Annotated in this window: 26 protein-coding genes and 3 pseudogenes; 24 read left to right on the top strand and 5 right to left on the bottom strand. The window is 40.6% G+C overall.

Translation table 11 applies throughout. The features are described from left to right. The first annotated feature begins 4 nt into the window (after positions 1-4). From mutM to QNH10_RS16495, 13 genes are all read left to right on the top strand, one after another. A complete protein-coding gene (gene mutM, locus QNH10_RS16555; RefSeq protein ID WP_283732431.1) occupies positions 5-877 on the top strand; it encodes a bifunctional DNA-formamidopyrimidine glycosylase/DNA-(apurinic or apyrimidinic site) lyase in 873 nt (290 codons plus the stop codon). A 13-nt stretch (positions 878-890) separates the two neighbouring features. After that, positions 891-1,487 carry a dephospho-CoA kinase gene (coaE, locus tag QNH10_RS16550; protein ID WP_283732430.1) on the top strand — a complete coding sequence of 199 codons (597 nt, stop codon included), beginning with the start codon at positions 891-893 and terminating at the stop codon, positions 1,485-1,487. Positions 1,488-1,614: 127 nt separating this feature from the next. Then, positions 1,615-2,625 carry a glyceraldehyde-3-phosphate dehydrogenase gene (locus tag QNH10_RS16545; protein WP_283732428.1) on the top strand — a complete coding sequence of 337 codons (1,011 nt, stop codon included), beginning with the start codon at positions 1,615-1,617 and terminating at the stop codon, positions 2,623-2,625. A 177-nt stretch (positions 2,626-2,802) separates the two neighbouring features. Then, positions 2,803-3,273: a transcriptional regulator NrdR gene (nrdR, locus tag QNH10_RS16540; RefSeq protein ID WP_283732427.1), complete on the top strand. Its 471-nt coding sequence runs from the start codon at positions 2,803-2,805 to the stop codon at positions 3,271-3,273. Further along, positions 3,270-3,479 (top strand): hypothetical protein, encoded by a 210-nt coding sequence (locus QNH10_RS16535; RefSeq protein WP_283732425.1) that lies wholly within the window; start codon positions 3,270-3,272, stop codon positions 3,477-3,479. The genes nrdR and QNH10_RS16535 overlap by 4 nt, the downstream gene beginning before the upstream one ends. Then, positions 3,409-4,767: a replication initiation and membrane attachment family protein gene (locus QNH10_RS16530; protein ID WP_283732423.1), complete on the top strand. Its 1,359-nt coding sequence runs from the start codon at positions 3,409-3,411 to the stop codon at positions 4,765-4,767. Before QNH10_RS16535 ends, QNH10_RS16530 begins: the two co-directional genes overlap by 71 nt. Position 4,768: 1 nt before the next feature. Continuing rightward, on the top strand, positions 4,769-5,713 hold the full coding sequence (dnaI, locus tag QNH10_RS16525) for a primosomal protein DnaI (RefSeq protein WP_283732422.1): 945 nt from the start codon (positions 4,769-4,771) through the stop codon (positions 5,711-5,713). 355 nt (positions 5,714-6,068) lie between these two features. Further along, on the top strand, positions 6,069-6,323 hold the full coding sequence (locus QNH10_RS16520) for a hypothetical protein (RefSeq protein ID WP_283732420.1): 255 nt from the start codon (positions 6,069-6,071) through the stop codon (positions 6,321-6,323). Then, on the top strand, positions 6,301-8,238 hold the full coding sequence (thrS, locus tag QNH10_RS16515; protein ID WP_283732419.1) for a threonine--tRNA ligase: 1,938 nt from the start codon (positions 6,301-6,303) through the stop codon (positions 8,236-8,238). Before QNH10_RS16520 ends, thrS begins: the two co-directional genes overlap by 23 nt. 695 nt (positions 8,239-8,933) lie before the next feature. Then, on the top strand, positions 8,934-9,440 hold the full coding sequence (infC, locus tag QNH10_RS16510) for a translation initiation factor IF-3 (protein WP_283732418.1): 507 nt from the start codon (positions 8,934-8,936) through the stop codon (positions 9,438-9,440). A 26-nt stretch (positions 9,441-9,466) separates the two neighbouring features. Then, entirely contained in the window at positions 9,467-9,667 is a 201-nt protein-coding gene (rpmI, locus tag QNH10_RS16505; RefSeq protein WP_041075504.1) for a 50S ribosomal protein L35, read from the top strand. A 49-nt stretch (positions 9,668-9,716) separates the two neighbouring features. Next, positions 9,717-10,076: a 50S ribosomal protein L20 gene (gene rplT / locus QNH10_RS16500; RefSeq protein WP_283732417.1), complete on the top strand. Its 360-nt coding sequence runs from the start codon at positions 9,717-9,719 to the stop codon at positions 10,074-10,076. Between the two features lie 139 nt (positions 10,077-10,215). Further along, entirely contained in the window at positions 10,216-10,515 is a 300-nt protein-coding gene (locus QNH10_RS16495) for a DUF1294 domain-containing protein (RefSeq protein WP_283732416.1), read from the top strand. A 22-nt stretch (positions 10,516-10,537) separates the two neighbouring features. Here the strand turns inward: QNH10_RS16495 and QNH10_RS16490 are convergent, their stop codons facing one another. After that, a complete protein-coding gene (locus QNH10_RS16490) occupies positions 10,538-10,921 on the bottom strand; it encodes a sigma-w pathway protein ysdB (RefSeq protein ID WP_283732415.1) in 384 nt (127 codons plus the stop codon). A gap of 91 nt (positions 10,922-11,012) precedes the next feature. Between QNH10_RS16490 and QNH10_RS16485 the strand changes: the two genes are divergently transcribed. The 7 genes and pseudogenes from QNH10_RS16485 (at position 11,013) to QNH10_RS16455 (ending at position 16,463) form a co-directional block, all read left to right on the top strand. Then, complete coding sequence (locus tag QNH10_RS16485; protein WP_283732414.1) at positions 11,013-11,498, top strand: dUTP diphosphatase; 486 nt, start codon at positions 11,013-11,015, stop codon at positions 11,496-11,498. A gap of 84 nt (positions 11,499-11,582) precedes the next feature. Then, the gene (locus QNH10_RS16480) at positions 11,583-11,783 is read left to right on the top strand and encodes a helix-turn-helix domain-containing protein (RefSeq protein ID WP_283732413.1); all 201 of its coding nucleotides are present in this window, start codon (positions 11,583-11,585) and stop codon (positions 11,781-11,783) included. 59 nt (positions 11,784-11,842) lie between these two features. Continuing rightward, positions 11,843-12,076: a hypothetical protein gene (locus QNH10_RS16475; protein WP_283732412.1), complete on the top strand. Its 234-nt coding sequence runs from the start codon at positions 11,843-11,845 to the stop codon at positions 12,074-12,076. A gap of 6 nt (positions 12,077-12,082) precedes the next feature. Continuing rightward, positions 12,083-12,934: a metallophosphoesterase gene (locus QNH10_RS16470; protein ID WP_317941247.1), complete on the top strand. Its 852-nt coding sequence runs from the start codon at positions 12,083-12,085 to the stop codon at positions 12,932-12,934. 258 nt (positions 12,935-13,192) lie between these two features. Next, positions 13,193-14,816, top strand: a pseudogene (locus tag QNH10_RS16465) (formate--tetrahydrofolate ligase). 104 nt (positions 14,817-14,920) lie between these two features. Then, positions 14,921-15,793, top strand: a complete 873-nt coding sequence (locus tag QNH10_RS16460; protein ID WP_283732411.1) for a hypothetical protein — start codon at positions 14,921-14,923, stop codon at positions 15,791-15,793. Positions 15,794-15,848: 55 nt separating this feature from the next. Beyond that, positions 15,849-16,463, top strand: a complete 615-nt coding sequence (locus tag QNH10_RS16455) for a GGDEF domain-containing protein (RefSeq protein ID WP_283732410.1) — start codon at positions 15,849-15,851, stop codon at positions 16,461-16,463. Between the two features lie 39 nt (positions 16,464-16,502). Here QNH10_RS16455 and QNH10_RS16450 read toward each other — a convergent pair whose 3' ends face one another. After that, the gene (locus QNH10_RS16450; protein ID WP_283732409.1) at positions 16,503-18,200 is read right to left on the bottom strand and encodes a M3 family oligoendopeptidase; all 1,698 of its coding nucleotides are present in this window, start codon (positions 18,198-18,200) and stop codon (positions 16,503-16,505) included. A gap of 104 nt (positions 18,201-18,304) precedes the next feature. On the opposite strand from QNH10_RS16450, the gene QNH10_RS16445 reads away from it, so the two are divergent. The 3 genes and pseudogenes from QNH10_RS16445 to QNH10_RS16435 all read left to right on the top strand — a co-directional run bounded on the left by QNH10_RS16445 (position 18,305) and on the right by QNH10_RS16435 (position 20,357). After that, the gene (locus tag QNH10_RS16445; RefSeq protein WP_283732408.1) at positions 18,305-18,748 is read left to right on the top strand and encodes a hypothetical protein; all 444 of its coding nucleotides are present in this window, start codon (positions 18,305-18,307) and stop codon (positions 18,746-18,748) included. Positions 18,749-18,810: 62 nt separating this feature from the next. Beyond that, positions 18,811-19,098: a DUF6509 family protein gene (locus tag QNH10_RS16440; protein ID WP_283732407.1), complete on the top strand. Its 288-nt coding sequence runs from the start codon at positions 18,811-18,813 to the stop codon at positions 19,096-19,098. A 276-nt stretch (positions 19,099-19,374) separates the two neighbouring features. Continuing rightward, positions 19,375-20,357, top strand: a pseudogene (locus QNH10_RS16435) (NAD(P)/FAD-dependent oxidoreductase). Between the two features lie 91 nt (positions 20,358-20,448). Here the strand turns inward: QNH10_RS16435 and QNH10_RS16430 are convergent. From QNH10_RS16430 to QNH10_RS16420, 3 genes are all read right to left on the bottom strand, one after another. Beyond that, positions 20,449-21,495 (bottom strand): DUF1648 domain-containing protein, encoded by a 1,047-nt coding sequence (locus QNH10_RS16430; protein WP_283732406.1) that lies wholly within the window; start codon positions 21,493-21,495, stop codon positions 20,449-20,451. Further along, a complete protein-coding gene (locus tag QNH10_RS16425; protein WP_317941241.1) occupies positions 21,492-21,887 on the bottom strand; it encodes a GntR family transcriptional regulator in 396 nt (131 codons plus the stop codon). Before QNH10_RS16425 ends, QNH10_RS16430 begins: the two co-directional genes overlap by 4 nt. Positions 21,888-21,974: 87 nt before the next feature. After that, on the bottom strand, positions 21,975-23,471 hold the full coding sequence (locus QNH10_RS16420) for a polysaccharide deacetylase family protein (protein ID WP_283732403.1): 1,497 nt from the start codon (positions 23,469-23,471) through the stop codon (positions 21,975-21,977). Between the two features lie 533 nt (positions 23,472-24,004). Between QNH10_RS16420 and trhO the strand changes: the two are divergent. After that, a pseudogene (trhO, locus tag QNH10_RS16415) lies at positions 24,005-24,981 on the top strand (oxygen-dependent tRNA uridine(34) hydroxylase TrhO). Positions 24,982-25,081: the final 100 nt, after the last annotated feature.

The following is a 25,081-nucleotide window of genomic DNA, read 5'->3' as shown; positions in this document are numbered from 1 at the left end:
TAGTATGCCGGAACTACCTGAGGTTGAAGGTGTTGTCCGTGAATTGGCACCTGCGTCAAAAGGTCGTACCATTTCTGAAGTGAAGGTTTCAGATGTGATCCGAAGTTCTAAGGAATTGGGTAAAGAAGCAATTGTCAAAGGAAAGACGCTTGATGATTTTATAGAAGAACTTTCCCAAATGACGATTATGGATATTACAAGAAGAAGTAAATATATTTATTTCCATCTTAAAAAAGAAGGTCAGCCACATTTGTTGGTGAGCCATTTGGGAATGTCAGGTGCGTGGTTTGTCGTGGATTCTTTAGATGAGGTGACGGAACGAAAGTTCAGAAACCATATCCATGTCATTTTCACGATGGACGATGGCGGAATGTTAGTCTATTCCGATATACGCAGATTTGGGGAACTGCGCCTATTAGGTAAGGAAGAGGACTATTCTCCGTTGTTGAAAATGGCACCGGAACCTTTCTCTAAGGAAGCTATAGATCACTTTCTGACTATGGCTTCCACTCCTAAATATGCACGGAAACCGATAAAGGAAGTCATTATGGATGGGCATATTATTTCGGGATGCGGTAATATTTATGCAACTGAGGCTCTTTTTCGAATGAATATACATCCGAATCGAACGACCGAACGGATCAGTGAAAAAAGGAAAAAGGAATTATTCGAAGTGATTGTTGAGGTTTTACAGGAAAGTATTGATGCTGGTGGAAGCTCCATTTCTGATTATCGAAATATTAATGGAGAAGCAGGTACAATGCAGACTCGACTTAAAATGTATGGAAAAAAAGTTTGTGGTCAATGTGGTAGTTCGACGAAAAGCCTAAAGATAGCCGGAAGAACTTCCGTCTATTGTCCAAAATGCCAAAGGTGAGAGGGTGAATCCAATGATCATTGGTTTGACAGGAAGCATCGCGACCGGTAAAAGCACCGTTTCACGTATGTTAAAAGAAAAAGGCTATCCGATTGTCGATGCGGATGAAATTTCAAGGCAGGTTGTAGAGCCGGGAAGTAGTGTGTTGGAAAAAATAGCCGATGCATTCGGAAAAGAGATTATTGATCAAGATGGTCGGCTTAACCGTGAAAAGTTAGGCGGCCTTATATTCAATGACCAACTTGAACGTGAAAAACTGAATGCGATTATGCATCCTGCTGTCCGCCAAGAAATGATTCGTCAAAAGGAATTATGGCTTGAAAAAGGGTTTAATACGGTCATAATGGATATTCCATTACTCTTTGAAAGTAAGCTTCAATCCTATGTCGAGAAAATCATTGTCGTCTCTGCAACTCCTTCTATTCAACGAAAGCGTTTAATGGCAAGAAATAATTTAACTGGCGAAGAAGCGGATGCTCGAATCAATTCACAACTCCCAATTCCCGAAAAGGAAAAAGGGGCGGATGCCGTTATTAATAATAACGACACTTTGGAAGAAACTGAACGACAGCTTGATGCGATTTTAGCAAAATGGTTCGTATCACCATAAGTATATTCTCTGAAAAGTGGAACATTTTCAATTGCCTCACAAACTCTTTCCACATAAGTAAAATGTGCTATACTAATTATCGGATAAATGATAAAAAGTATAACATAAAGCAGGGGGATATTTTTACATGACTACTTCGATAGCGATAAATGGATTTGGTAGAATTGGACGTATGGTTTTCCGCCAAATTATCACAGAGGACGACGTGAATGTAGTTGCGGTAAACGCATCATATCCGGCTGAAACTTTGGCCCATCTGATTAAGTATGACACAAATCATGGAGTGTTTGACGGAGACATCGTCGTTGAGGAAGATGCTCTGATTGTTAATGGGAAACGTGTCCAATTATTAGCAGAACGTGATCCATCCAAGTTGCCATGGACTGACCTTGGTGTCGATATCGTAATTGAAGCAACTGGAGTATTCAACTCCCGTGAAAAAGCTGTTCTTCATCTTGAAGCTGGTGCGAAAAAAGTTATTTTAACTGCACCTGGTAAGAATGAAGATATTACAATTGTTTTGGGTGTGAATGACGATCAGCTCGATATTGAAAAACACGATGTCATTTCAAATGCAAGCTGCACGACAAACTGTCTTGCTCCTGTAGCGAAAGTGCTTAATGATACATTCGGCATTGAAAACGGATTGATGACTACTGTACATGCTTATACAAATGACCAAAAGAATTTGGATAATCCTCATAAGGATCTTCGTCGTGCACGTGCATGTGCCCAATCGATTATTCCAACTTCAACAGGTGCTGCAAAAGCGTTATCACTTGTATTGCCTGAGCTTGAAGGAAAAATTCATGGTATGGCACTTCGCGTTCCGACTCCAAATGTATCGTTAGTTGACTTAGTTGTAGATGTAAAAAGAGATGTAACGGTTGAAGAAGTGAATGAGGCATTTAAAGAGGCGGCAAATGGCGCACTTTCAGGAATCCTTCGTTTCACAACTGAACCTTTAGTTTCTGTCGATTTCAATACAACAACCGAATCTGCAACAATTGATGGGTTGTCTACAATTGTTATGGGTGACCGTAAGGTGAAAGTTCTTGCTTGGTACGACAACGAGTGGGGTTATTCTGCACGTGTTGTCGAATTAACTCAAAAAGTTGCAAAAGCACTCAATGCTTAATTGAATCTATTAAAATAATGAAAAGCCGTCCAAGTTCTTGTATGACTTGGACGGCATTTTTATTTCTTTCATCCCTCTCAAAAACCACATCAGTAATTTCTTTAGGATCCCCTTCGATTTTTTCGACAAACTTCTGTTATAATCAATATACTATAGGGAAATTCGGAGGAAGACGAAATGATATGTCCAGCTTGTCATTACAATGGCACAAGGGTAGTCGATTCCAGACCGGCTGAAGAGAATCGATCCATTCGAAGACGCCGTGAATGTGAAAAATGCGCGTTTCGGTTCACAACTTTTGAGAAAGTGGAAGAAATGCCACTTATCGTCGTGAAAAAAGATGGGTCCCGGGAAGAATTCAATGGAGAAAAATTGCTTAGAGGATTAATAAGAGCGTGTGAGAAAAGGCCTGTTGAGTTAGAGGCATTAAAAAACATTGTTTATTTAATAGAAAAAGAATTAAGAAGTTCTGGGATTGTTGAGATCAATTCCGAAGATGTCGGTGAAATGGTGATGGGAAAATTGGCCGATGTCGATGAAGTTGCCTATGTACGATTCGCTTCGGTTTACAGACAATATAAAGACATAACAGTTTTCATCGAAGAGTTAAAAAACCTCCAAAACAAAAAAGATGAAACAAATCTTTGATATATATTTTAAAGGAACTTGTTGGTATTCAAGAGGCTCCGATGATTGGAGCAGTAGGCGGCGATACCCGCGGAAAGCGTCCGCCTGAGCGAAAAACAACAAATTTACAATTGATGATGAAAGAGGGGTTCCGAATTGCTTTATCAAGAACTGCAACCAGTAGATTCATTCAAACTAAAGATGGCAAGTCCATTTTCGGACTATGACCGGCAACTCCTCACACTATTTTACCAACCGTTAATCGGCCCACAAGCAATGAGTCTTTTCATGTCTTTTTGGGCTGACGCGGAACGAGAAAAAGAAAATGAGTTTAACCATTATTACTTAATGAATTTATTAACCATGCCATTGGGACAAGTTTTCGAAGCTAGGATTTCACTCGAAGCAATCGGCTTGCTACGCACATATTGCAGGACTGTTGGCGATGATCGCTCCTTCGTGTACGAACTGCTTGCACCAATGGATGCAAAATCCTTTTTCGATGATCCGCTCTTATCTACATTCCTTTTTAGTAAAATTGGAGAGCAAGCGTACCGCGGATTAAGGAATCGTTTTTTGGATGAAAATTTAGTTGAGGGTACTTATAAAGAAGTATCACGTACTTTTTTAGATGTTTACAAACCGATTCGTTCTGGGGCATCTGAACAAGTGGATGAAACAGGTGATATAAAAGGACGAAATGAATCGAAAGGTATTCAGATTGCTCATTCTGATTTCGATTTTAACTTATTACGTTCTGGCCTTTCTGAACAAATGGTTCCAAAATCATCCCTTGCTTCGGTTTCCAAGGAATTGATCGAGAAATTGGCTTTTCTTTACTCCCTTACACCGATTGATATGCAAAAAGTTATCATGATGGCTTTAGACGAAAATTTAAGGTTACCTGAAAACAGAGTACGAAAAGCCGCTGTCGATTATTACAAGACGAACATTTCGCAAAACGTCCCAACGATTGAAAAAGTCTTTACGAAAGAACGAGCTATACCAATTGAGGAGCCGAAATCGCGTGAAGATAAATTCATCTTCTATATGGAAAATACTGCGCCTCGGGAGATGCTGAAAGACTACACTGGAAATGAACCGCTTCCTGTAGACGTTGAACTTGCTGAAAGACTAGTGACTGTTCACGGATTTCCGATTGGCGTCGTAAATGTATTACTTCACTATATAATTATTCGCAACGACGGTAAAATTACAAAAAACTATGCGGAAAGAATCGCTTCGCATTGGGCGAATAAAAAAATTGCGACAGCAAAAGAAGCGATGGAAATATCGCGGAAAGAACATGACCAGTACATTAAATGGCAAAATGAAGGAAGTAAGAAATCCACTTCCAAAAGGAAACCGACAAGGGTAGAGAAGGTACCAGAATGGTTTTATCAAAATGATGAGGAAAAAGTGCAGCAACCGGTATCCGATGTAGATCCGTCTATTGACGAAAAACGCCGTCAACTGCTTGAAAAACTCGATGCTATGAGAAGTGGGGTGAAATGAGTTGGAGCGAATTGGAAATACATTGAAGCGAGTTTTTAACGCCTCAGAACTAACCGCAAGGTACGAGCAATTGAAGAATGAAGTAATGGAGTCTCCGGGCGTCCAACAGTTCATCACCGATCATTCAGATCAAGTCGATAAATCGGTCGTCGACAAAAGTTTGGGGAAATTATATGAATATACAACGGCTTCCCACCATTGTGAGAAATGCCCGAATATCGAAGGGTGCGTCAATGTGATGAAAGGATTTGAGCCGAAACTTGTGCTCAGCCAAGGATTCATTGATCTCGACTATGTAAAATGTCCGAATAAACTTGTCGATGATGAACGCCGAAATGTGTCTAATATGATTGAAAGCATGTACATGCCGAAAGACGTCATGGAAGCACGTCTACATGACGTGGATCTCGAGCATGATAATAGCAGAATCATTGTCGTTGAGGCTGCAGCTCAATTTTTAAGTGAAATTAGCGAAACAGGAGAGTTACCCGAAAGAGGCCTTTACATTTACGGACCATTCGGAACAGGAAAGTCCTTTATTTTAGGTGCGCTCGCAAATGAGCTTGCCAATCTTCGCATCCGGACGGTTGTCGTTTATATTCCAGAATTCCTAAGAGAAATGAAGCAATCAATCCAGGATCAGACATTGAATGAAAAAATCGATTTCGTAAAAAGAGCGAAAGTGCTCATGTTAGACGATTTTGGTGCGGAATCTATGTCCGCTTGGGCACGTGATGAAGTAATCGGAACCATATTGCAATACCGCATGGCGGAGAAGCTTCCTACGTTCATCACGTCGAATTTCAATTTCGATGAACTGCAGCACCATTTGACGTATACACAACGTGGCGAGAAGGAAGAAGTCAAAGCCGCGCGGATTATGGAACGCATCAAAACGGTTGCGAAACCTGTCCAGTTGAAGGGGAAAAATCGAAGAAACATGTAGGTTGAATTATCCACTTGCAAATTTCTTAAACATTCCTTATACTAATGGATATTATATTCGAAAATGTGTTGAAGAGGACATGAGTCGGTTAATCCACTACCAGAGAACAGGGTCGCTTGGCTGGAAGCCCTGAAGTGAAGATGATCGATTTACCACCTCGGAGCAGCATCGGCGAACCCTTTTAGTAACCGATGACGGACCCGGCCCGTTAGCCGTTTCGAGCTTCATCTTTCCAGTTTTCTTTTTGTATGACTGGATAGAAGGAAGAAGGGTGGAACCACGAGCAACAGCCTCGTCCCTTTATTGGGATGGGGCTTTTTTGTGTTTTTTTATTGATTAAAAGGAGATCCGTTGATTGAAGCGGAAAGCGGCGACTCCTGCGAACGCCGTAACGAAGAACGGCGTTTGCGAGCAAAAGCGCAGCGTTGCGAGCAGGAATGACAAGACGGCTGCCTTAATTTCTGCAAAAAGCGCAGAAATACGGCAAATCGAACTCTTCGTGGTTCGATTGGCTGAAGCCGTGCCCGCGGAAAGCGTCCGCCTGGAGCGGAAATCAACATTTTATAAAATAATGAGGAGTGTTTGCAATGGCAGAAAATATTCATTTTAAATTTCCAGATGGTGCGATAAAGGAGTTCCCAACAGGTACAACAACAGAAGAAGTAGCAGGCTCCATCAGTCCAGGCCTTCGTAAAAGCGCATTGGCAGGTAAAATTGGCGACAAATTAGTAGACCTGAAAACACCAATTCACGAAGATGGAGATATTGCAATCATTACACCGCAATCTCCTGAAGCCCTTGAAATTCTACGTCACAGTACAGCTCATTTACTGGCACAAGCCGTAAAACGCAAATTCCCGGACGCGAAATTAGGAATTGGCCCAGTAATCGACAGCGGTTTCTATTATGACATTGATTCTCCAACACCGATTACAGCTGAGGATCTGCCTGAACTTGAAAAAGAAATGAAACGAATCATTGGTGAAAACCAAGCTGTAACACGTGTGGAAGTATCGCGCGAAGAAGCAGAAAAACGTTTCAAAGAAATTGATGACCCATATAAAATTGAACTGTTGGAAGCAATTCCAGAAGGGGAACAAGTATCCATTTATGAGCAAGGAGAATTCTTCGACCTTTGCCGTGGTATACACGTACCGTCTACAGGCAAACTAAAGGAATTCAAACTGCTAAGCATCGCAGGTGCTTATTGGCGCGGGGATTCCAAAAATAAAATGCTTCAAAGGATTTACGGAACAGCTTTCTTCAAAAAAGAAGAACTTCAAGAACATCTTCGCATGTTAGAAGAAGCCAAAGAACGTGACCACCGTAAGATCGGGAAAGAATTGAATTTATTCACGAACTCCCAAAAAGTAGGTCAAGGTCTTCCACTTTGGCTACCAAAAGGTGCAACAATCCGCCGCATCATCGAAAGATATATCGTAGACAAAGAAGTGAAACTTGGTTATGACCATGTTTACACACCGGTTTTGGGAAGCGTAGAACTATACAAAACTTCAGGACACTGGGGACACTACCAAGATGGCATGTTCCCTGTAATGAGCATGGACAATGAAGACCTTGTTCTTCGTCCAATGAACTGCCCGCACCATATGATGATCTACAAAAACGGCATCCACTCGTACAGAAACTTGCCAATACGTATCGCTGAGTTAGGAACGATGCACCGTTATGAAATGTCAGGGGCACTTTCTGGACTTCAACGTGTTCGTGGAATGACACTAAACGATGCACATATTTTCGTCCGTCCTGATCAAATCAAAGAAGAGTTCAAACGTGTTGTTCAACTCATCATCGACGTGTACAAAGACTTCGGTATTGAGGATTATTCCTTCCGTCTTTCATACCGTGATCCGGAAGATACTGAGAAGTACTTCGACGACGACGAGATGTGGGAACGTGCACAAAGCATGTTAAAAGAAACAATGGATGAATCTGGACTTCCATACGTAGAAGCAGACGGTGAAGCTGCATTCTATGGTCCGAAACTCGATGTACAAGTGAAAACAGCAATCGGAATGGAAGAGACATTATCGACAGTCCAACTCGACTTCCTTCTACCTGAACGTTTCGACCTCACTTACGTCGGAGAAGACGGCAAACAGCATCGCCCAGTCGTCATTCACAGAGGCGTTGTATCAACAATGGAACGTTTCGTAGCATTCCTGATCGAAGAATACAAAGGCGCATTCCCGACTTGGCTTGCACCAGTTCAAGTTGAAGTTATTCCAGTTTCGCCTGAAGCTCACTTCGACTATGCAAATGAAGTTCGCGAAAAGTTAGTCGCAGCTGGATTCCGTATCGACCTTGACAGCCGTGACGAAAAAATCGGATATAAAATCCGCGAAGCACAAGTGCAAAAAATCCCGTACATGCTTGTACTTGGAGATAAAGAAGTAGAATCCGGCGAAGTAAACGTACGAAAATACGGAGAACAAAAATCCGAAAGCATGCCATTCAATGACTTCTTGAAACTAATACAAGCAGACGTATCCCACGAAAACTAATACTAGTGGACGCGGGAATAAATAAGTAAATCAACACTCCATATCGCGCCAAGTGCCTTTAAACAAATAAAAAACCCTTCAAAATATGCGTTTATGCGTATTTGCAGGCATTTATAAGCGTTTGAACCGCTTTATGCGTATCTGGCCAAACTTATGCGTGTTTATGGTGATTTATAAGCTTTTCAATCGTTTTATGCGTCTTTAAAGAAATTATTAACTGCGACACTTAATACTAATACTCTCCGTTGATTGAAGCGAAAGGCGGCGACTCCTGTGGGGTTAAGCGCGAATGGTGAGACCCCGCAGGAGCGAAGCGACGAGGAGGCTCACCCGCGCCCCACGGAAAGCGTCCGCCTGCAGCGTAAATCAACTGTGAAATTTTTATGTTGACAATGAATAAATCAGGTGGTAGACTTAATAAGGTTAATGAATACAGTTTGTGGTATAAGAAGGAGCTGCCCGCTTCTCACCTGATCGACGCATAACGTTGTTGACAGGTTAGCACATGAGTGAACGTGCCGTGCATTTAATGCATGTACACATAAGCGGGTAGACAAAAGTTACTTTTGTCTACTTTTTTTATTGTCCGGCTCTTATTAACGAATGAACTATGGGACCGTCGGAATGCCTGACGGTATACCCAAACCGTGTATTCGCGAGACAACATTCGGAGGTGGATTACTATTAGCAAAGACATGTACGTAAATGAGGGCATCCGTGCCCGCGAGCTTCGCCTGATTGACCACAACGGCGACCAGCTTGGAATCAAATCCCGCATCGAGGCACTTGAAATTGCAGCCCGCGCGAATTTGGATCTTGTCCTTGTCGCTCCAACAGCAAAGCCACCAGTAGCCCGTGTCATGGACTATGGTAAATTCAAGTTTGAGCAACAGAAGAAAGAACGCGAAGTAAGAAAGAATCAGAAAATCATCAACCTCAAAGAAGTCCGCTTAAGCCCGACGATCGACGAGCATGATTTCCAAACAAAACTTCGCAACGCTATTAAATTCCTGCAAGCAGGCGACAAAGTAAAAGCGTCTATCCGTTTCCGTGGTCGTGCAATTACGCACAAGGAAATTGGACAACGTGTGTTGGACCGCTTCGCAGAACTATGCAAAGAAGTCTCAACGGTTGAAGTGAAACCGAAAATGGAAGGCCGGAGCATGTTCCTAATACTTGCCCCGACTGCCGAAAAAAAGTAACACGAACGATTTAGGAGGAACAGATCATGCCAAAAATGAAAACTCACCGCGGATCCGCGAAACGTTTCAAAAAAACTGCCACTGGTAAAGTGAAACGCGGCCGTGCTTATACAAGTCACCTTTTTGCTAACAAGTCAACAAAAGCGAAACGCCACTTGCGTAAAGCTTCACTTGTTTCTTCAGGCGACTACAAACGTATCCGTGAAATGATCACATACATGAAATAATCTTTAAACAATTAAAACATTCTTTAGGAATAGCAGGAGGTAATGAACTATGCCACGCGTAAAAGGTGGAACAGCGTCGCGCAAGCGCCGTAATCGAGTATTGAAATTAGCTAAAGGCTATTTTGGATCAAAACATAGACTTTACAAAGTAGCAAACCAACAGGTCATGAAATCATTCAACTATGCATACCGTGACCGCCGTAATAAAAAACGTGATTTCCGTAAACTTTGGATCACACGTATCAACGCGGCTGCACGTATGAATGGTCTTTCATACAGCACAATGATGCACGGTCTTAAATTGGCTGGCATCGAAGTGAACCGTAAAATGCTTGCTGACCTTGCAGTAACAGATGCGCAAGCATTTGCACAACTTGCAGAAACAGCAAAAAAATCAGTTGCAAAATAATTGATTTAACCTCAAAACCTCGCGCCGAATTATCGGATGCGAGGTTTTTTAGCGTCTTAATAATAAAAATAAAAGTAATAATAGTTCTTCTTCCTTTGTCTATTCAATAAAGTGTAGAATAGGGGTAGGGGAGTTGAGAATGATGCAGGCAGTGATAATTAGTTGGATTATATTCCTATCCGTATGGACATTTGCAGCAATGGGCTATGATAAAAGACAGGCAAAAAGAAAAGGAAGAAGAATTCCGGAGAAAAACCTTTGGCTGCTGGCAATCTTTGGAGGAGGCATTGGTGCGTATATCGGAATGATGGTTTTCAATCATAAAACGAGACATACAAATTTTCGCATCGGATTTTTAGTATTAGCGATTATCTACATAAGCATCATCGTTTATAGCCTGGGCATCGATCTATTTGGAATGGATAATCGAAACTTATAACATTAAAAAAGCCCGTCACTACTCAACGGGCCTTCATTAACTTTTCAATTGGATTTTTCCAGCTGATATCTGCTTTCGGATAATTCGAATTGATTTCAGAGGACAAAAAATGGAAGTCATCTTTAGAAAATCCTTGTAACTTTGTTTCATCCTTTACCCAGACAAAGATTGAAACGACTTCAAAGGAATCTTCTGTAGTCCCTAAATACTTTTCACCTTCAAAGAGGGCACCCTTATATGTGATAAAGAAGTTCTTCCTTACATTTTTAACATCATCATAAAAATAATATTGCTCTTGTTCATACGCCTCGTCCAGTTTCCGCTTGGGGTCGATTAAATAACGAATGCCCCGGTAGAATAGATAGACAATGAATGCAATGATGACAAAACGGATTATCAAGGCCATAACAGTATCCCCTCACAAATAGATATAGTCTCATACCTATACGGATGAGAATCAGATTGGTTTCAAGATATTTTTATTTTGGAGGATTTAAATGAACTTTTCAACCTTATTCACGATGCAGCGAGAATTAGATCGTTTCATACAAACAAATCAGAACATTAAACAGGATGTATTTAGGGAAAAAGGGCTTGCGCTTGTTGTAGAGCTTGCGGAGTTAGCAAATGAAACAAGATGTTTTAAATTCTGGAGCACAAAAGGTCCATCCGAGCGAGCGGTAATCTTAGAGGAATATGTGGATTCCATCCATTTTATTTTATCACTTGGCATAGAAAAGGGTTTTGATTCTCTGGAAGAATGGCCAGAGGGTGAAGTGAATGGCGAACTAACGGAAGTTTTTATCCGTACGATAACATCAATTCAGACATTCATCAATGAGCCTACAATTGGTAACTATGAAAATGTATGGATTCATTATGGTTCAATAGCTTCAAAGATCGGTTTTTCTTATGCTGAAATAATTAATGCTTATATAGAGAAGAATGAAGAAAATTATAAACGGCAGCGAACAGGCTATTAATTATTTAATAGAAAAATAATTAATATTGACATGGCGACCTGTGGAAAATATTATAGAGATAAGTAAATAGGAGGAGGCATTACCGTGAATGATTGGAGTAAAGAAGACTTTGGAGTAAGACTAAAGGCCCTTAGGGAGCAAAGAGGCTTATCAATGATGGCCTTTGGCGCGGCAATTGGTACATCAGCAAGTAGGATTAAAGATTGGGAGAAAGGTAAGAATGCCCCTCAGCTGCCTGGATTGCAAAAATCTCAGACAGGTTTAATATTTCAACTGATGAACTGATTTTAGGGGACCCAAATACATCCCGTGCATTTACTACAAATAGTACTTCAAATGTGGATATGCTCTATGAACGATTACGTGAAAATCTAAGCATTGGAAATGTTGAAGATGAGCAAGATGGAAACTTAACAGAATTATATAGTTCAGTCGATGCGATGAATAAGGATCGGTATCGAAGCGGTAGAGGTAGACGGCTGGCAGAGCGTGAACTACTTACAATCTTGACAGAATTACCTAAAAAAGATGTTTTAGAATTATTGGAGCTTGCCAAGATTAAGAAGCGTTGGATTTAAAGATTAGTGATACGAGGGAAATTAAAAGCAATACTTATTATTTTCATACTTACATTGTTAGTTGGCCTATATCTATATAAAGAAAATTCCTCGATAGGAGTCACCTTCCTCGAAATAGAGTCATTGAGGATACCAACGTCCTTCGATAATTATCGAATCGTTCAATTGTCGGATATTCACGACTCGGAATTCGGTGAAGACAACTCGAAGCTTGTGAATAAAGTGAAACAACTATCTCCAAACGCAATATTTATCACTGGAGATTTTATCGATGGAAATCGATATGATCTGGAACAAAGCCTAAAAATCATTAGACAGTTACAAGCTGTTGCACCTTTCTTTTATGTGACAGGTAATCACGAAATTTCCACGAATGATGTCGAGTTTATCAAAGGAAAGTTAGACGAGTTAGGTGTACATGTATTGACCAATGAATCCATAATAATTGGTGACGAAGTAAAAATTGCCATTGGAGGCATAGATGATCCGTTATCCAGTTCGTTAGCTGAGGAGCAGTATGTGGAAGAGGCATTGGAGAAAGCTTTTGAAGATGTCCCGGAAGATATGTTTAAAATGCTACTATCACACCGTCCTTATGAATTAGATAGCTATGTGACTAAAAGAATTGATCTTGTTTTCAGTGGCCATGCACATGGAGGGCAGATTAGAATTCCGGGGATTGGTGCTCTTATTGCCCCCGGACAAGGATGGTTCCCTGAATATACTTCAGGTATTCATGAAAAAAGCGGAACCCATTTGGTAATTAGCCGTGGCCTTGGAAATAGTATTATTCCAATACGGGTATTCAATCAACCTGAAATAGTGGTTGTTACATTAAAGTCGCTTTCAACTGAATAAGCATAATCATAGTCATAAGCGCAAAGAATAGTCTTTGCGTTTTTTGTTATTAGTATGAAAATAATTCGGTAATGTTGTATGATAGAATTGCAGACAATTTAATGAATAATATATATTTGAATTGTCATGATTAAGTTAATAGAATAAGGGTCAAAGTTAAGAATTTAATCTATACTGAGAGTAAAAGGGAAGGGTTGGGTCATTTTGACGGAAAAAGCAAAACCATTGACAGATTTAGCAATTGCAAACGCAGCAGTCATGAAGCCTATTCTAGAAATCGCAGAAAATGCGGGTATTCCTGAAGAGGCAGTGGAACAATATGGCCGCTACAAAGCGAAAATCGATGTAAACAAATTGCCTGTTACCCAATCGTTTGGGAAGGTGGTTTTAGTGACGGCAACAAGTCCGACACCGGCGGGTGAAGGGAAGTCCACTGTAACTGTCGGCTTGGCTGATGCATTGTCAAGATTAGGTGAGAAGTCGATGATTGCTTTGCGTGAGCCATCACTTGGACCAGTCATGGGCATGAAAGGCGGCGCAGCAGGGGGTGGGTATGCACAAGTATTGCCAATGGAGGAAATCAACCTTCATTTCAACGGCGATATTCATGCAATTACAACGGCAAATAATGCACTTAGTGCACTTATAGATAATCATATTCATCAGGGGAATACACTGGGATTGACCCAAGAAGGATCACTTGGAAACGTGCACTTGATATGAACGATCGTGCATTGAGGCATATTACAATTGGTCTTGGCGGTCCTACACAGGGAGTTCCGAGGGAAGACGGATTTGATATTACGGTAGCTTCAGAAATCATGGCTGTATTCTGTTTGGCAACAAGCCTGCCAGATTTGAAAGAACGTCTATCACAAATGGTGATCGGATATACCTATCAGAAAGAGGCAGTAACGGTTAGGGACCTCGGTGTTGAAGGAGCTCTTACATTATTGTTGAAGGAGGCCTTCAAACCGAATCTCGTACAAACAATTGAAGGAACTCCTGCTTTAATCCATGGAGGTCCATTCGCAAATATCGCACATGGTTGTAACTCGTTGATGGCTACAAACACTGCAAGGCAACTCGCAGATATCGTTGTGACGGAAGCTGGCTTCGGATCGGATTTAGGTGCCGAGAAGTTCATGGATATTAAAGCCCGTAAAGGTGGATTTGCACCAGATGCAGTCGTAGTTGTAACGACAATCCGTGCATTGAAAATGCATGGCGGGGTAGCTAAATCGGATCTTGGTGCAGAAAATGTCCAAGCAGTAATGGATGGAATCGTCAACTTGGAAAAACATTTGGAAACAGTTAGGGCTTTCGGGGTTCAACCAGTTGTTGCATTGAATCGCTTTATCACTGATTCTTCAGCGGAACTTGATTATGTTCTAAAATGGTGTAAGGATAAGGGCGTACGTGCGGCATTGACAGATGTATGGGGACTTGGAGGCGAAGGTGGGTTAGACCTCGCTAAACAAGTTTTAGAGCTTATCGATGAACCAAATGACTTTGCGCCACTTTATAATGTCGAACAGTCCGTAGTGAAAAAATTACGACTATCGTTCAAAAAGTGTATGGTGGTAAAGGAATTGTCTTGACGGATAAAGCGCGAAAAGACCTTATACAGATAGAACAAAATGGGTGGGATATCCTTCCCGTCTGCATGGCAAAGACGCAATACTCATTTTCAGATGACCCTAAAAAGCTTGGAAGACCTGAAGATTTCACGATTACAATTCGTGAAATCATCCCAAAACTTGGAGCTGGATTCCTTGTTTGCCTAACGGGGGATATTATGACTATGCCTGGCTTGCCGAAAACTCCGGCGGCACTTAACATGGATATAGATGAAAAAGGAAATGCAGTAGGATTAATGTAATAGGGATACCAACTTAATAAACAAGGAGAACCGCTTTTTTTTAAAAAAAGGCGGTTCTTTTCTATTCGTCATATAAGCGGAATTTCCTGGATGGTAGGATTGGAATGGTATATAATGATACAAAAGGCATAATTCAATTGTCATGGAAAGGAAACTCTAAGTTGTTAAATAACTTCAGATTAAAACTTACGATTATCCTGATCGTTTTTTCACTTATTATTTCTATCATTATCGCAGTGTTTGATTATACGAAATTACGTAAAACGATAATGACTGCCCAGGAAACACAAATTTCTATGGCAGAAGATAAAATCATTGGTAATTTATCAACGATTGACAAGATCTACGAACTATTTGACGAACAAACCTCTGAAGTGATGCAAGCCAACACGATGGAATTACTTGAACGATATGAGGATAATCCCGATTTTAGAAATTGGGATTTCGAAATGTTGAAAGAAGAATTTGAGATGGATGTATTCATTCTCGATCATACAAATACGATTATACATAGCAGTTTTGTCGAAGATGTTGGCACGAACTTCGAAGAGTGTTGCCCTAGGTTTTCAAATCTATTGGATGAGCGTCGGCAATGTACACTGTTTACCACTGACGGCATGGACATTCAGTCAAGAACCGGCGAGGTTAAAAAGTTCAGTTATATGCCAACGCCAGACAATAAATACCTTATCGAGTTAGGCTTCCTGTTAGAGGACCAAGACATTTTTAATCAGTTTAATTTTCTCGATACAATCGACGAACTTGTGAAAGAGAATGATACCATCAATTCGATAACAGTATACAACTCAGGTGGAACCCCAATTGGTGTTAAAACGGAAAACTTTGAACAAAGGTTTATTCAATCGCCACATAAGGAAGTGTTTGAAAAAGTACGGGGAAGCGCCAAACCTGACGAACTTGTTTTGCACGAAGATGGCGGTCGGGTGACGTATATACATCCCTTATTCGGCAGATGAGAAAAAGGGATTTTCAACTGAGCGTGTTGTCGAAATTGCCTATAATAATCAAGAAATGGCAGGACTGCTTAAAGAATATAAGAATCAATTTATTCTACAGTTGTTAGTTATCCTATTCGGTTCTGTCGGCTTGTCATTCTTTATCGCACGACTTGTATCTCAACCAATCCATATGGCCTTCCATGATAGTTTGACGGGCCTGAATAATCGTCATGCGTTTGAAGATGAAATTAGTAGGCGGCTTGAACAGAAGGATAGAAGTTTTGGTCTGATGATGATTGACTTGGATAATTTCAAATGTGTAAATGATGAATTGGGGCATGGGGAAGGCGATCGGATATTGAAAATTGCCGCCGCGACAATCGATGAAGTAATCGGAGCAGATAATTTTGCGGCGAGAGTCGGAGGAGATGAATTTGTGGTGTTGGTTGATATGAAAAACAGTCCCAACGTGGAAGCCATTGCAAATCATCTACTTCAAACAATGAATGAACGCATGGATGCTCAACTATCGGATGAAAAAATCCGAACTTCCATTAGTATTGGTGTAGTAGTTGCAACTGAAACCGATACATTTGAGTCATTGTACAAAAAGGCGGATATGGCATTATACGAATCAAAAGATAGAGGTAAAAATCAATTCAATTTTTATGAATCTGCTTTTAGTTAAAACGTAAAGGGCTGCCAGAAAAATGGCAGCCCTTTAGTATTATAATGCTTTATCATCAACTTGGTTGAGCCAGTCTTCGATGGAACCGACTACCGATTCGACACAGCCGTCTTCAAATGGTGAAATGAGGTTTGCTTCTGCAACAAGCTCAGTGAATTTTTTTGAACCGCCTAACTTGCAGAGGTGCAAGTAATCATTCCATGCTTCCTCGCGATTTTCGAATGAACGCTTCCAGAATTGGAAAGCACATATTTGAGCCAATGTATAATCAATATAATAGAATGGCGATTCATAAATATGTGATTGACGTTGCCAAATTGAACCTGCTTCAAGATATGGATTGCCGTCGTAATCTCGCATTGGCAAGTACGTTTTCTCGATTTTTTTCCATGCAGCCTTACGTTCAGCAGGCGTCATTTCTGGGTTTTCATAAACGATGTGCTGGAATTCATCAACTGCAACTCCGTACGGTAAAAATAACAGTCCACTGCTTAAGTGTGCGAACTTGTATTTTTCCGTTTCATCTTCAAAGAACAGCTCCATCCATGGCCATGTGAAGAACTCCATACTCATGGAATGGATTTCTGCGCCTTCGTGAGTTGGCCAAACATATTCCGGAATCCCGATATTACGGCTGGAATATACTTGGAAAGCGTGACCGGCTTCGTGCGTTAGAACATCGATGTCACCGGATGTTCCATTGAAGTTCGAAAAGATGAATGGAGAATCATAATCATCGATGAATGTGCAATAACCGCCTGTCTCTTTTCCTTTCTTTGCTTCAAGGTCAAGAAGATGCTTGTCCGTCATATAGGTGAAGAATTCATTGGTTTCAGTAGAAAGCTCAGCATACATCTTTTTGCCGTTTTCTATGATCCACTCAGGCGTGCCCTTCGGTGTTGCATTTCCGCTTAGGAAGTTAAGGGATTGGTCGTAGAACTTTAATTCATCTACGCCGATACGGTCCGCTTGGCGCTTATACAACTTTGTTGCAAGTGGCACAATATGGTCTCGGACTTGGTCACGGAAATTCTTTACCATTTCGGCATTATAACCAATTCTGTTCATACGTGCATAACCTAACTCAACAAAGTTATCAAATCCAAGCTTCGTTGCAATTTCATGTCTGACTTTGACGAGATCGTCATAAATACGGTCGAACGCTTCACCGTTTTCAGCGTAGAACGAGTAGGACGCTGTCATTGCTGCTTTCCTTACATCCCGATCTGTGGATTCCGCATAAGGTCCGATTTGTGCAAGGGTTAATGTTTTCCCATCGAATTCTATTTGAGCAGATGCAACAAGTTTCGCATACTCAGTAGTCAGCTTATTTTCCTTTTGAAGTAATGGGAGGACCTCAGGTGAGAAAGATTTGATTGCATTGTCTGCCAGTGCAAATAATTGCGATCCCCATTTATCTTCAAGTTGCTTACGGAAAGGAGTGGCGACCAACTCTTTGTAGAAGGATGTTCCAAGCTCCTGGAATTTTGGTCCGATTTCATCAAAGAATTCACGTTCTTTTTGATAGAACTCGTCATTCGTGTTGATGGACGAGCGGATATAGGCCAGGTTTGCATGTGTGGAATAATTACTTCCGATGGCATTTAGCTTTGCGATAACTTCGTTCTGTTCTTCAAACGAACTTGCGGAACGGAAATGTTCAAGCAATCCATTAAATTCACTTTTGATGCTTTCCATGTCCGGTCTTGTGTACTGGTACTCTTCAAATTTCAGCATACTCCTACCCCCGTTTAATTAATGTGAAAATTTTTCACTATCTTCATTGTTCAACAATCAATCAGAAAATGCAAAAGAAATATTGGTAAAGTAGGATTTAATTAATGAATGGGAGATCGGAGAGGGAGGTATGCATCGTTCTATGGGAGGTCATGGCGGTTCTACGGGAAGTCATGGCGGTTCTACGGGAAGTCGTGGCGGTTCTATGGGAAGTCGTGGCGGTTCTATGGGAAGTCGTGGCGGTTCTATGGGAAGTCGTGGCGGTTCAACGGGAAGTTGCTGTGGTTCAATGGGAAGTCGCGCGTGCTCTAATGGGAAGTTTCGCGTGTTCAATGGGAAGTCGTGGCGGTTCAATGGGAAGTCGTGGCGGTTCAATGGGAAGTTGCTGTGGTTCAATGGGAAGTCGCGCGTGCTCTAATGGGAAGTTTCGCGTGTTCAATGGGAAGTCGTGGCGGTTCTATGGGAAGTCGTGTTGGTTCAATGGGAAGTCGTGGTGGTTCTATGGGAAGTCGCGGCATTTCTACGGATGTCACTTGAAAAGACATTAGTTGTGCTCCGCATTCCAGTTTGATGTAAAATAAGGGGAATAAATAATGTAAGGGTGAGCGAAATGGAAGTTATTGAATACAGCATGAATGAACTAATCGATCCGACAGGGATACTTTCAGGAAGACGTTTTGAATTCCGTATTTATGTTAAGTTCGATGAGGAAGATGAGCTTTACACAGAGCAAGGGACAGGTATCAGAGTTATCTATGCAATGGAAGGTGAGGAAGGGAAAGTTGTATCCTACAATCTGTTTGAACGGGCAAACGATAAGGTACTCGACTTTGCACTTGAGGAAGACGAAGAAGCCGAAATTGCAGCTTTCTGTGTAGAACATTTAACGGAAGATTAAATAGTGGAGGAGGAGTTCAAATCTTGGCTCATCCTCCATTTTAGATAAAACAAATAGTAACTCCTAAATCAATAAAATAGTAGTATATTATATAATGATTTGAACTAATAATTAATATATTTTAGTGACAAATTATAATAAATGACCCTTGTTACTTAATCAAATTGCGTGTTTTTATTTGAAAAATAGTAGATAATGTGTAGAGTAGATAGGTGAGGATACACCAAAACAGTTTTCGCATGCATCCTAAGTCAAAGAAAATTGGAGTGTTTATAGATGAACAATGAAATTGTCGATATTACAATTATAGGCGGAGGACCTACGGGGCTTTTTGCTTCTTTTTATGCAGGCATGAGGGAAATGTCCGTTAAAATTATCGATAGTCTTCCTCAACTTGGTGGCAGCTTATCGAACTTTATCCAGACAAATATATTTATGATGTAGGTGGTTTTCCAAAAATCCTTGCAAAGGACTTAGTTGCAAATCTTGTAACGCAAGCACATTATTCTAAACCTGAAATCCTTCTTGGGGAAACTGCAATTTCCGCAGAGCGTGATGGGGATCATTTCATCCTCAAAACTGATAAAGGAACTCATTTAACACGTACAATTCTATTAACTGCAGGGATTGGTGCTTTCCAACCACGTAAAATTGGTTTGGCAGAAGAAAGTGACTTTGAAGGAAGCACTTTGCATTACGGCATCAAAGACCTTTCATTATTTAAAGATAAAGAAGTACTTATTTGCGGTGGAGGAGACTCAGCGGTAGATTGGGCGTTAATGCTTGAAGATATCGCTTCAAACGTGTCCCTTGTCCATAGACGCGAACGGTTTACTGCTCATGAAACGAGTGTCAACCAACTGATGTCTTCAAAAGTGAATGTGCTTACTTCGCGCGCTGTTAAATCGATTGTTGGCGAAGACGGTATTGTAAAGGAAGTCGTTCTTGCACAAAAGGATGGTCAAGAAGCGACTGTGGCGGTCGATCATGTAATCGTCAATTACGGTAACATTTCATCCCTTGGTGCGATAAAAGAATGGGGACTTGACATGGATCGTAACTCGATTATTGTCAACTCAAGAATGGAAACGAATATTGAAGGGATCTATGCTGCGGGTGACGTTACAAGCTATGATGGCAAGGTGAAACTAATTGCTGTTGGATTAGGGGAAGCACCTACTGCCATAAACCATGCCAAAGCATTCATCGACCCGAAAGCAAGACTTCAACCATTGCATAGTACTAGTGTATTTAACTAAAAAAACCGGCAAATGCCGGTTTTTTGTTTGGGTTATAATAAAAATGAGATTACAAATATAATTAGAAGTGGTCCAATCATAACCAAATATCCTATCGGATTGCCAAAGTTAATCGTCCAACCGACCCGAACCTTTTTTCAACAAAGATGGAAGGGTCGTTTTTATTTACATAAAATACACCGGCCTTCCAGTATTGGTCATCATCTAAATCTGTAATGCCCGGTGTCTCCTCATCGATAACTTCGGTTTTAATACGAGAACCTCCCTGACCGACTTTGAATGCGTAAAATGCTGTTGCAAGTAAGATGATAAGGAAGAAACCAAGTGGCAATACCATCATCATCATTGAGCCTGCAAATTCACCATGGATTGTTGTCAGTTGAAGGAAGCCGAAAAGGATTGTTAATAATACAGTCGTTAAAAACATAAACCAACTTGTATACTTCCTAAAGGATAATTGTTGGATGCGGGACGAATTTCTTCTTGCAGCATTTAACTTCACCCCGGATTTCTTCGTGAACGTATTGATGGCTACCATCATCCCCTGCACGACAAGTAAGATTAGTAAAAGTGCAATGACGGAGAATGGACTTTTTTCACTGAAAGCATCGGGTTGCCCATTAGGTCCCCAGTGTGTGGGAATCATGTCTGGCATTGCTGAATATTGGCTAACTGTATAAACGATCAAACCTATCGTAATCGCCATAGGCAATGCGAAAATGAATGAAGGAAGCATTTCATCATTGGACCGGCTGGCTAAATCAGCAACCCTAACCTTTTTAAGATTTTCTCCCCATTTCATCTCTCGTTTTCTTTTAGTCGTTTGTATATGGAAATACAAATATAGAATCATGCTTGTAATAAGAATACTGAACTGGATAATCAGTCCGATAATGACGAACGTTTCTTCTCGTAATTGGCTGCCAAAACCCCAAAATGCTAATAGAAGTATACCAAGCAAACCAACTAATAGTGTAATTGTCGAATAGATTTTTTTATAGCTGGACAGTTTCTCATCTTCAACATACAATTCTGGAATCGTCACACCGAAAACAATAGTTTTTTTAAGCAATCGTGGAATTGCGGCTTGAATCAGTGTTAAGAAAATAATGATTGCAAGAAATATGGATACTATCATTCTTCTTCCCTCCGAATATCTGAAATGATTGATGTTGCCATTGATAAAATTTGTTTCTCATCCATTCCGTAGACAATCGATTCTGCAATTAGGGGCTTCATGAATTGTTTAATAAGTTCGACTTGGGACACGCTTGGTCCAGTGTTTGAAATTGAATTAATGACTGCTCCCGACTTAGGAATGATTTGAATGATGTTTTTCCGTTCAAGTTCATGATATGCCTTATTCACTGTATGCATGTTAACGCCGAGGTCTGCCGCCAGGGAACGGACCGATGGCAAAGCTTCGGAAGGTTGTAATGTTCCAGTTGCTATCAACTCGATTAATTGATTAGCCAATTGAGTATATATCGGGATTTCCGATGTCGGTTCAATTTGAATGAACAATTTCATCCCTCCAATCTGTTCTAACTTCATTATAACAGAGGTTTTCCGGAAAAGATAGAAAAACCCTTGAACGAATTGTTCAAGGGTAGGGACTCATAAATCTGATACAGTAACGAATTGATAGCCTTCATCCTCTAAGAAAGTGAGTATAGCGTCAAGGCCGTCCGCTGTCGATTGGTGGATGTCATGCATAAGAATGATGCTGCCGTCTTTTGTGTTTTGTTTAACATTCTGAATCAGTTTTTGTGAATTGCGATGTTCCCAGTCGCGTGTGTCAACATCCCATAAAATGATGGGGAGATCGGATTGCTTACGAACCTTTTCATTCACAGCACCGTATGGAGGTCTGTATGCTTTGACTTTTGCTCCAGTCACCTCTTCAATAATCGCAGATGTATCGTTAATTTCTTTTGCAATACGTTCAGGAGTCAATTTTGTTAAATCAGCATGATTCCAAGTATGGCCTGCCAACTCATGGCCTGCGTCGAAGATTTCCTTCGTAAGCTCTGGGTAATATTCCACTCGACTGCCTAACATGAAAAATGTTGCTTTTGCATTGTGCTTTTCGAGTATATTTAGGATCTGTATAGTTACCTTCGGATCAGGACCGTCATCAAACGTTAAAGCTACTTTTTTACCATTAGTGATAGTTTCCGTTGATTCTTCAGAATCTCCATCTTCAATCGGGTCATCAGATTCAGTATCGTCAGTTGAATCTTCCTTTTTTTCATCAATAATGGGCGTTTCAGTTTTCGGAATTTCAATATCTTCAACTTGCGGTTTAAAAGCATCCATCAGAAGGTTGGCTGTTTTCACCATAGATATAGAGATGATAGGAGGTCCTACGGAATCATCGGCTATTGTATTTTCATCGAAGTAAAAGATCAGTGAATCGTCGGTAATTGCGTAGTTCTGGAAATTTTTCCAATTTGGTTCTGTATATAGCTCAACTTCGTGAAGGTGAAGATGACCTGTTAACGTTTCGTCTTTTTGGATTTCCATTATCACCAATGAAGATAATTGGCTTAATCGATCAATATCTCCCTCTAATAAATCAGATATGGAATAGCTATCTCCCGTTTCGGGATTAACATGGAAGGTACGGATTTCCGTAGATCCTTTAGGTGAATCACTGAAATTACTGTTGTTTACAAGTACAAAAGAATAGTTTCCTGAAGAATGCGCAAGTGTTTCATAGGATATATTCAATTCACCTTTTGTATTTTCATCGAGAAGACTTTTGTTGTTCATTGTTTCCTTATATTCTTCTTGAACGTTCATTACATAATTTAGAACTCTTTCATTAAAAGAATCAATTGTACTTTGGGGATATTGGATAGCAAAAGGGGCTTTTTTGTCATTTGATGTTTTGGTTACAATTTTAATACCTGGATAATTGGAATCTATCACTTCTGTTTCTATTGATGAAGCCACAGTTGGTTCTTCTTCATTAACAATGGGAGTTGAAGCAGTGTGATTTTTATTTGATGATAAGATTAAAAGAATCGCAGTAACGGTTAATAGAATTATCGTCGAGGAAAAGATAATATCAATCCAAATGGACCGAGTTTTGTGGCGTAGCTTTTTCATAATGCGGGACTCCCTTTATCATTATTTCAATGGAACCTAATTAATCAGGCCTTCTATTTTGTTAGACGTGAAGATATGATAGATAGTTTCAGACTCTCAAAAAAAATGTCGAATCTTCGATACTCATAGTATACACCATCCTTGCTATGAAACAATTAGATTTAAAAGGAAAAGATTATGATTTTATAAAAAAAGTAGTTGCTTTCCGCGGGCATCCGTTCTGGCATTCCTGCTCCCTTGGGGTCGCAATAAACATTGCTCGCAACGCTGCGCTTTTGCTCGCAAACGCCGTCCTTCGTTACGGCGTTCGCAGGAGTCGCCGCCCTACACTTCAAGCAACAAGAAATACCTTTAACATATAATCAGATGTATTAATTAAATACTTTTTCAATATCGGGTTTTGTGATATAATGTCTGAGGCCCGGATCTTGCAAATACGGGCGAGCTGTCATGTGTTTACAATTAAATAGTTGTAAAACCGATCAGGCTGTTAATTCTACTGCAAAGAAAACAAACAGAAGGTGGTCGAAGAAATGGAAAAAGGAGCATATCGGGTATTGTTGTACTATAAATACGTACACATCGAAGACCCAGAAACATTTGCTGCCGAACATTTGGCGTTTTGTAAAGAAAATGGATTGAAAGGTCGTATTCTTGTCGGAACCGAAGGCATAAACGGAACTTGTTCAGGCACTATTGAACAAACCGATGCGTATATGGCTATGATGCATAGCGATGAGCGCTTCAAAGATCTTTGGTTCAAAATCATGAGACTGACGGACATGCATTCAAAAAAATGCACGTGCGTCATAGAGATGAAATTGTGAACTTAAGCCTTGAAGAGGATGTCAATCCTCTGGAATTGACAGGACAATATTTGAAGCCTGAAGAATTCTTAAAAGCTATGCAAGACGAAAACACAGTTGTGTTTGACACAAGAAATGATTATGAATATGATCTTGGACATTTCAGAGGGGCGATTCGTCCTGATATTGAAAATTTCCGCGATCTTCCTGAATGGGTTCGTGAAAATAAAGAACTTTTTGAAGGTAAAAAAGTCCTTGCCTATTGCACGGGTGGAATCAGATGTGAGAAATTCACAGGCTGGATGAAGCGTGAAGGGTTTGAAGACGTTGCGCACTTGGAAGGCGGAATCGTAACGTACGGTAAAGACCCTGTGGCGAAAGGCCAACTATGGGACGGTCAATGTTATGTATTTGACGAAAGGATTGCTGTACCTGTGAACCAGGTTGAGCATGTTATCGTCGGCCGCGATCATTTTGACGGTACACCTTGCGAACGCTATGTGAACTGTGCGAATCCTGAATGTAATAAGAAGATCCTTAGCTCTGAAGAAAATGAGCGTTTGTATATGCGCAGTTGTTCGGACGAGTGTCGTGTCCATCCGCGCAACCGCTATTTTGTTGAGCTGAATATGACGGTGGAAGAGTTCGATGCACGTATGGAAGAAATCGAAAAACGTCGTAATGAAGAAAAGATTGCAAATTAATGGGACTGTTCATAAAGTCGATATAACGACTTTATGGACAGTTTTTTTGTAATAAACGAGCGGATTCAGAAATAAACGAGCGGATTCAAGAATAAACGAG

This window comes from Sporosarcina thermotolerans (assembly GCF_030067815.1).
Classification (GTDB): Bacteria; Bacillota; Bacilli; order Bacillales_A; family Planococcaceae; genus Sporosarcina; species Sporosarcina thermotolerans.
The sequence above is the reverse complement of the archived record's forward strand: the minus strand, read 5'-3'. Positions and strand labels throughout refer to the sequence as shown.

Excerpts from the sequence above, each read along its gene's own strand:
- QNH10_RS16445 (WP_283732408.1), top strand. The coding sequence starts at position 18,305 with ATGAATGGGAGATCGGAGAGGGAGGTATGCATCGTTCTATGGGAGGTC.
- QNH10_RS16485 (WP_283732414.1), top strand. The coding sequence starts at position 11,013 with ATGAACTTTTCAACCTTATTCACGATGCAGCGAGAATTAGATCGTTTC.
- nrdR (WP_283732427.1), top strand. The coding sequence starts at position 2,803 with ATGATATGTCCAGCTTGTCATTACAATGGCACAAGGGTAGTCGATTCC.
- QNH10_RS16495 (WP_283732416.1), top strand. The coding sequence starts at position 10,216 with ATGATGCAGGCAGTGATAATTAGTTGGATTATATTCCTATCCGTATGG.
- rplT (WP_283732417.1), top strand. The coding sequence starts at position 9,717 with ATGCCACGCGTAAAAGGTGGAACAGCGTCGCGCAAGCGCCGTAATCGA.
- QNH10_RS16420 (WP_283732403.1), bottom strand. The coding sequence starts at position 23,471 with ATGAAAAAGCTACGCCACAAAACTCGGTCCATTTGGATTGATATTATC.
- QNH10_RS16450 (WP_283732409.1), bottom strand. The coding sequence starts at position 18,200 with ATGCTGAAATTTGAAGAGTACCAGTACACAAGACCGGACATGGAAAGC.
- QNH10_RS16475 (WP_283732412.1), top strand. The coding sequence starts at position 11,843 with ATGCTCTATGAACGATTACGTGAAAATCTAAGCATTGGAAATGTTGAA.
- QNH10_RS16440 (WP_283732407.1), top strand. The coding sequence starts at position 18,811 with ATGGAAGTTATTGAATACAGCATGAATGAACTAATCGATCCGACAGGG.
- rpmI (WP_041075504.1), top strand. The coding sequence starts at position 9,467 with ATGCCAAAAATGAAAACTCACCGCGGATCCGCGAAACGTTTCAAAAAA.
- infC (WP_283732418.1), top strand. The coding sequence starts at position 8,934 with ATGTACGTAAATGAGGGCATCCGTGCCCGCGAGCTTCGCCTGATTGAC.
- QNH10_RS16425 (WP_317941241.1), bottom strand. The coding sequence starts at position 21,887 with ATGAAATTGTTCATTCAAATTGAACCGACATCGGAAATCCCGATATAT.
- coaE (WP_283732430.1), top strand. The coding sequence starts at position 891 with ATGATCATTGGTTTGACAGGAAGCATCGCGACCGGTAAAAGCACCGTT.
- QNH10_RS16455 (WP_283732410.1), top strand. The coding sequence starts at position 15,849 with ATGGCAGGACTGCTTAAAGAATATAAGAATCAATTTATTCTACAGTTG.
- QNH10_RS16545 (WP_283732428.1), top strand. The coding sequence starts at position 1,615 with ATGACTACTTCGATAGCGATAAATGGATTTGGTAGAATTGGACGTATG.
- QNH10_RS16460 (WP_283732411.1), top strand. The coding sequence starts at position 14,921 with ATGGTATATAATGATACAAAAGGCATAATTCAATTGTCATGGAAAGGA.
- QNH10_RS16490 (WP_283732415.1), bottom strand. The coding sequence starts at position 10,921 with ATGGCCTTGATAATCCGTTTTGTCATCATTGCATTCATTGTCTATCTA.
- thrS (WP_283732419.1), top strand. The coding sequence starts at position 6,301 with ATGGCAGAAAATATTCATTTTAAATTTCCAGATGGTGCGATAAAGGAG.
- mutM (WP_283732431.1), top strand. The coding sequence starts at position 5 with ATGCCGGAACTACCTGAGGTTGAAGGTGTTGTCCGTGAATTGGCACCT.
- QNH10_RS16430 (WP_283732406.1), bottom strand. The coding sequence starts at position 21,495 with ATGATAGTATCCATATTTCTTGCAATCATTATTTTCTTAACACTGATT.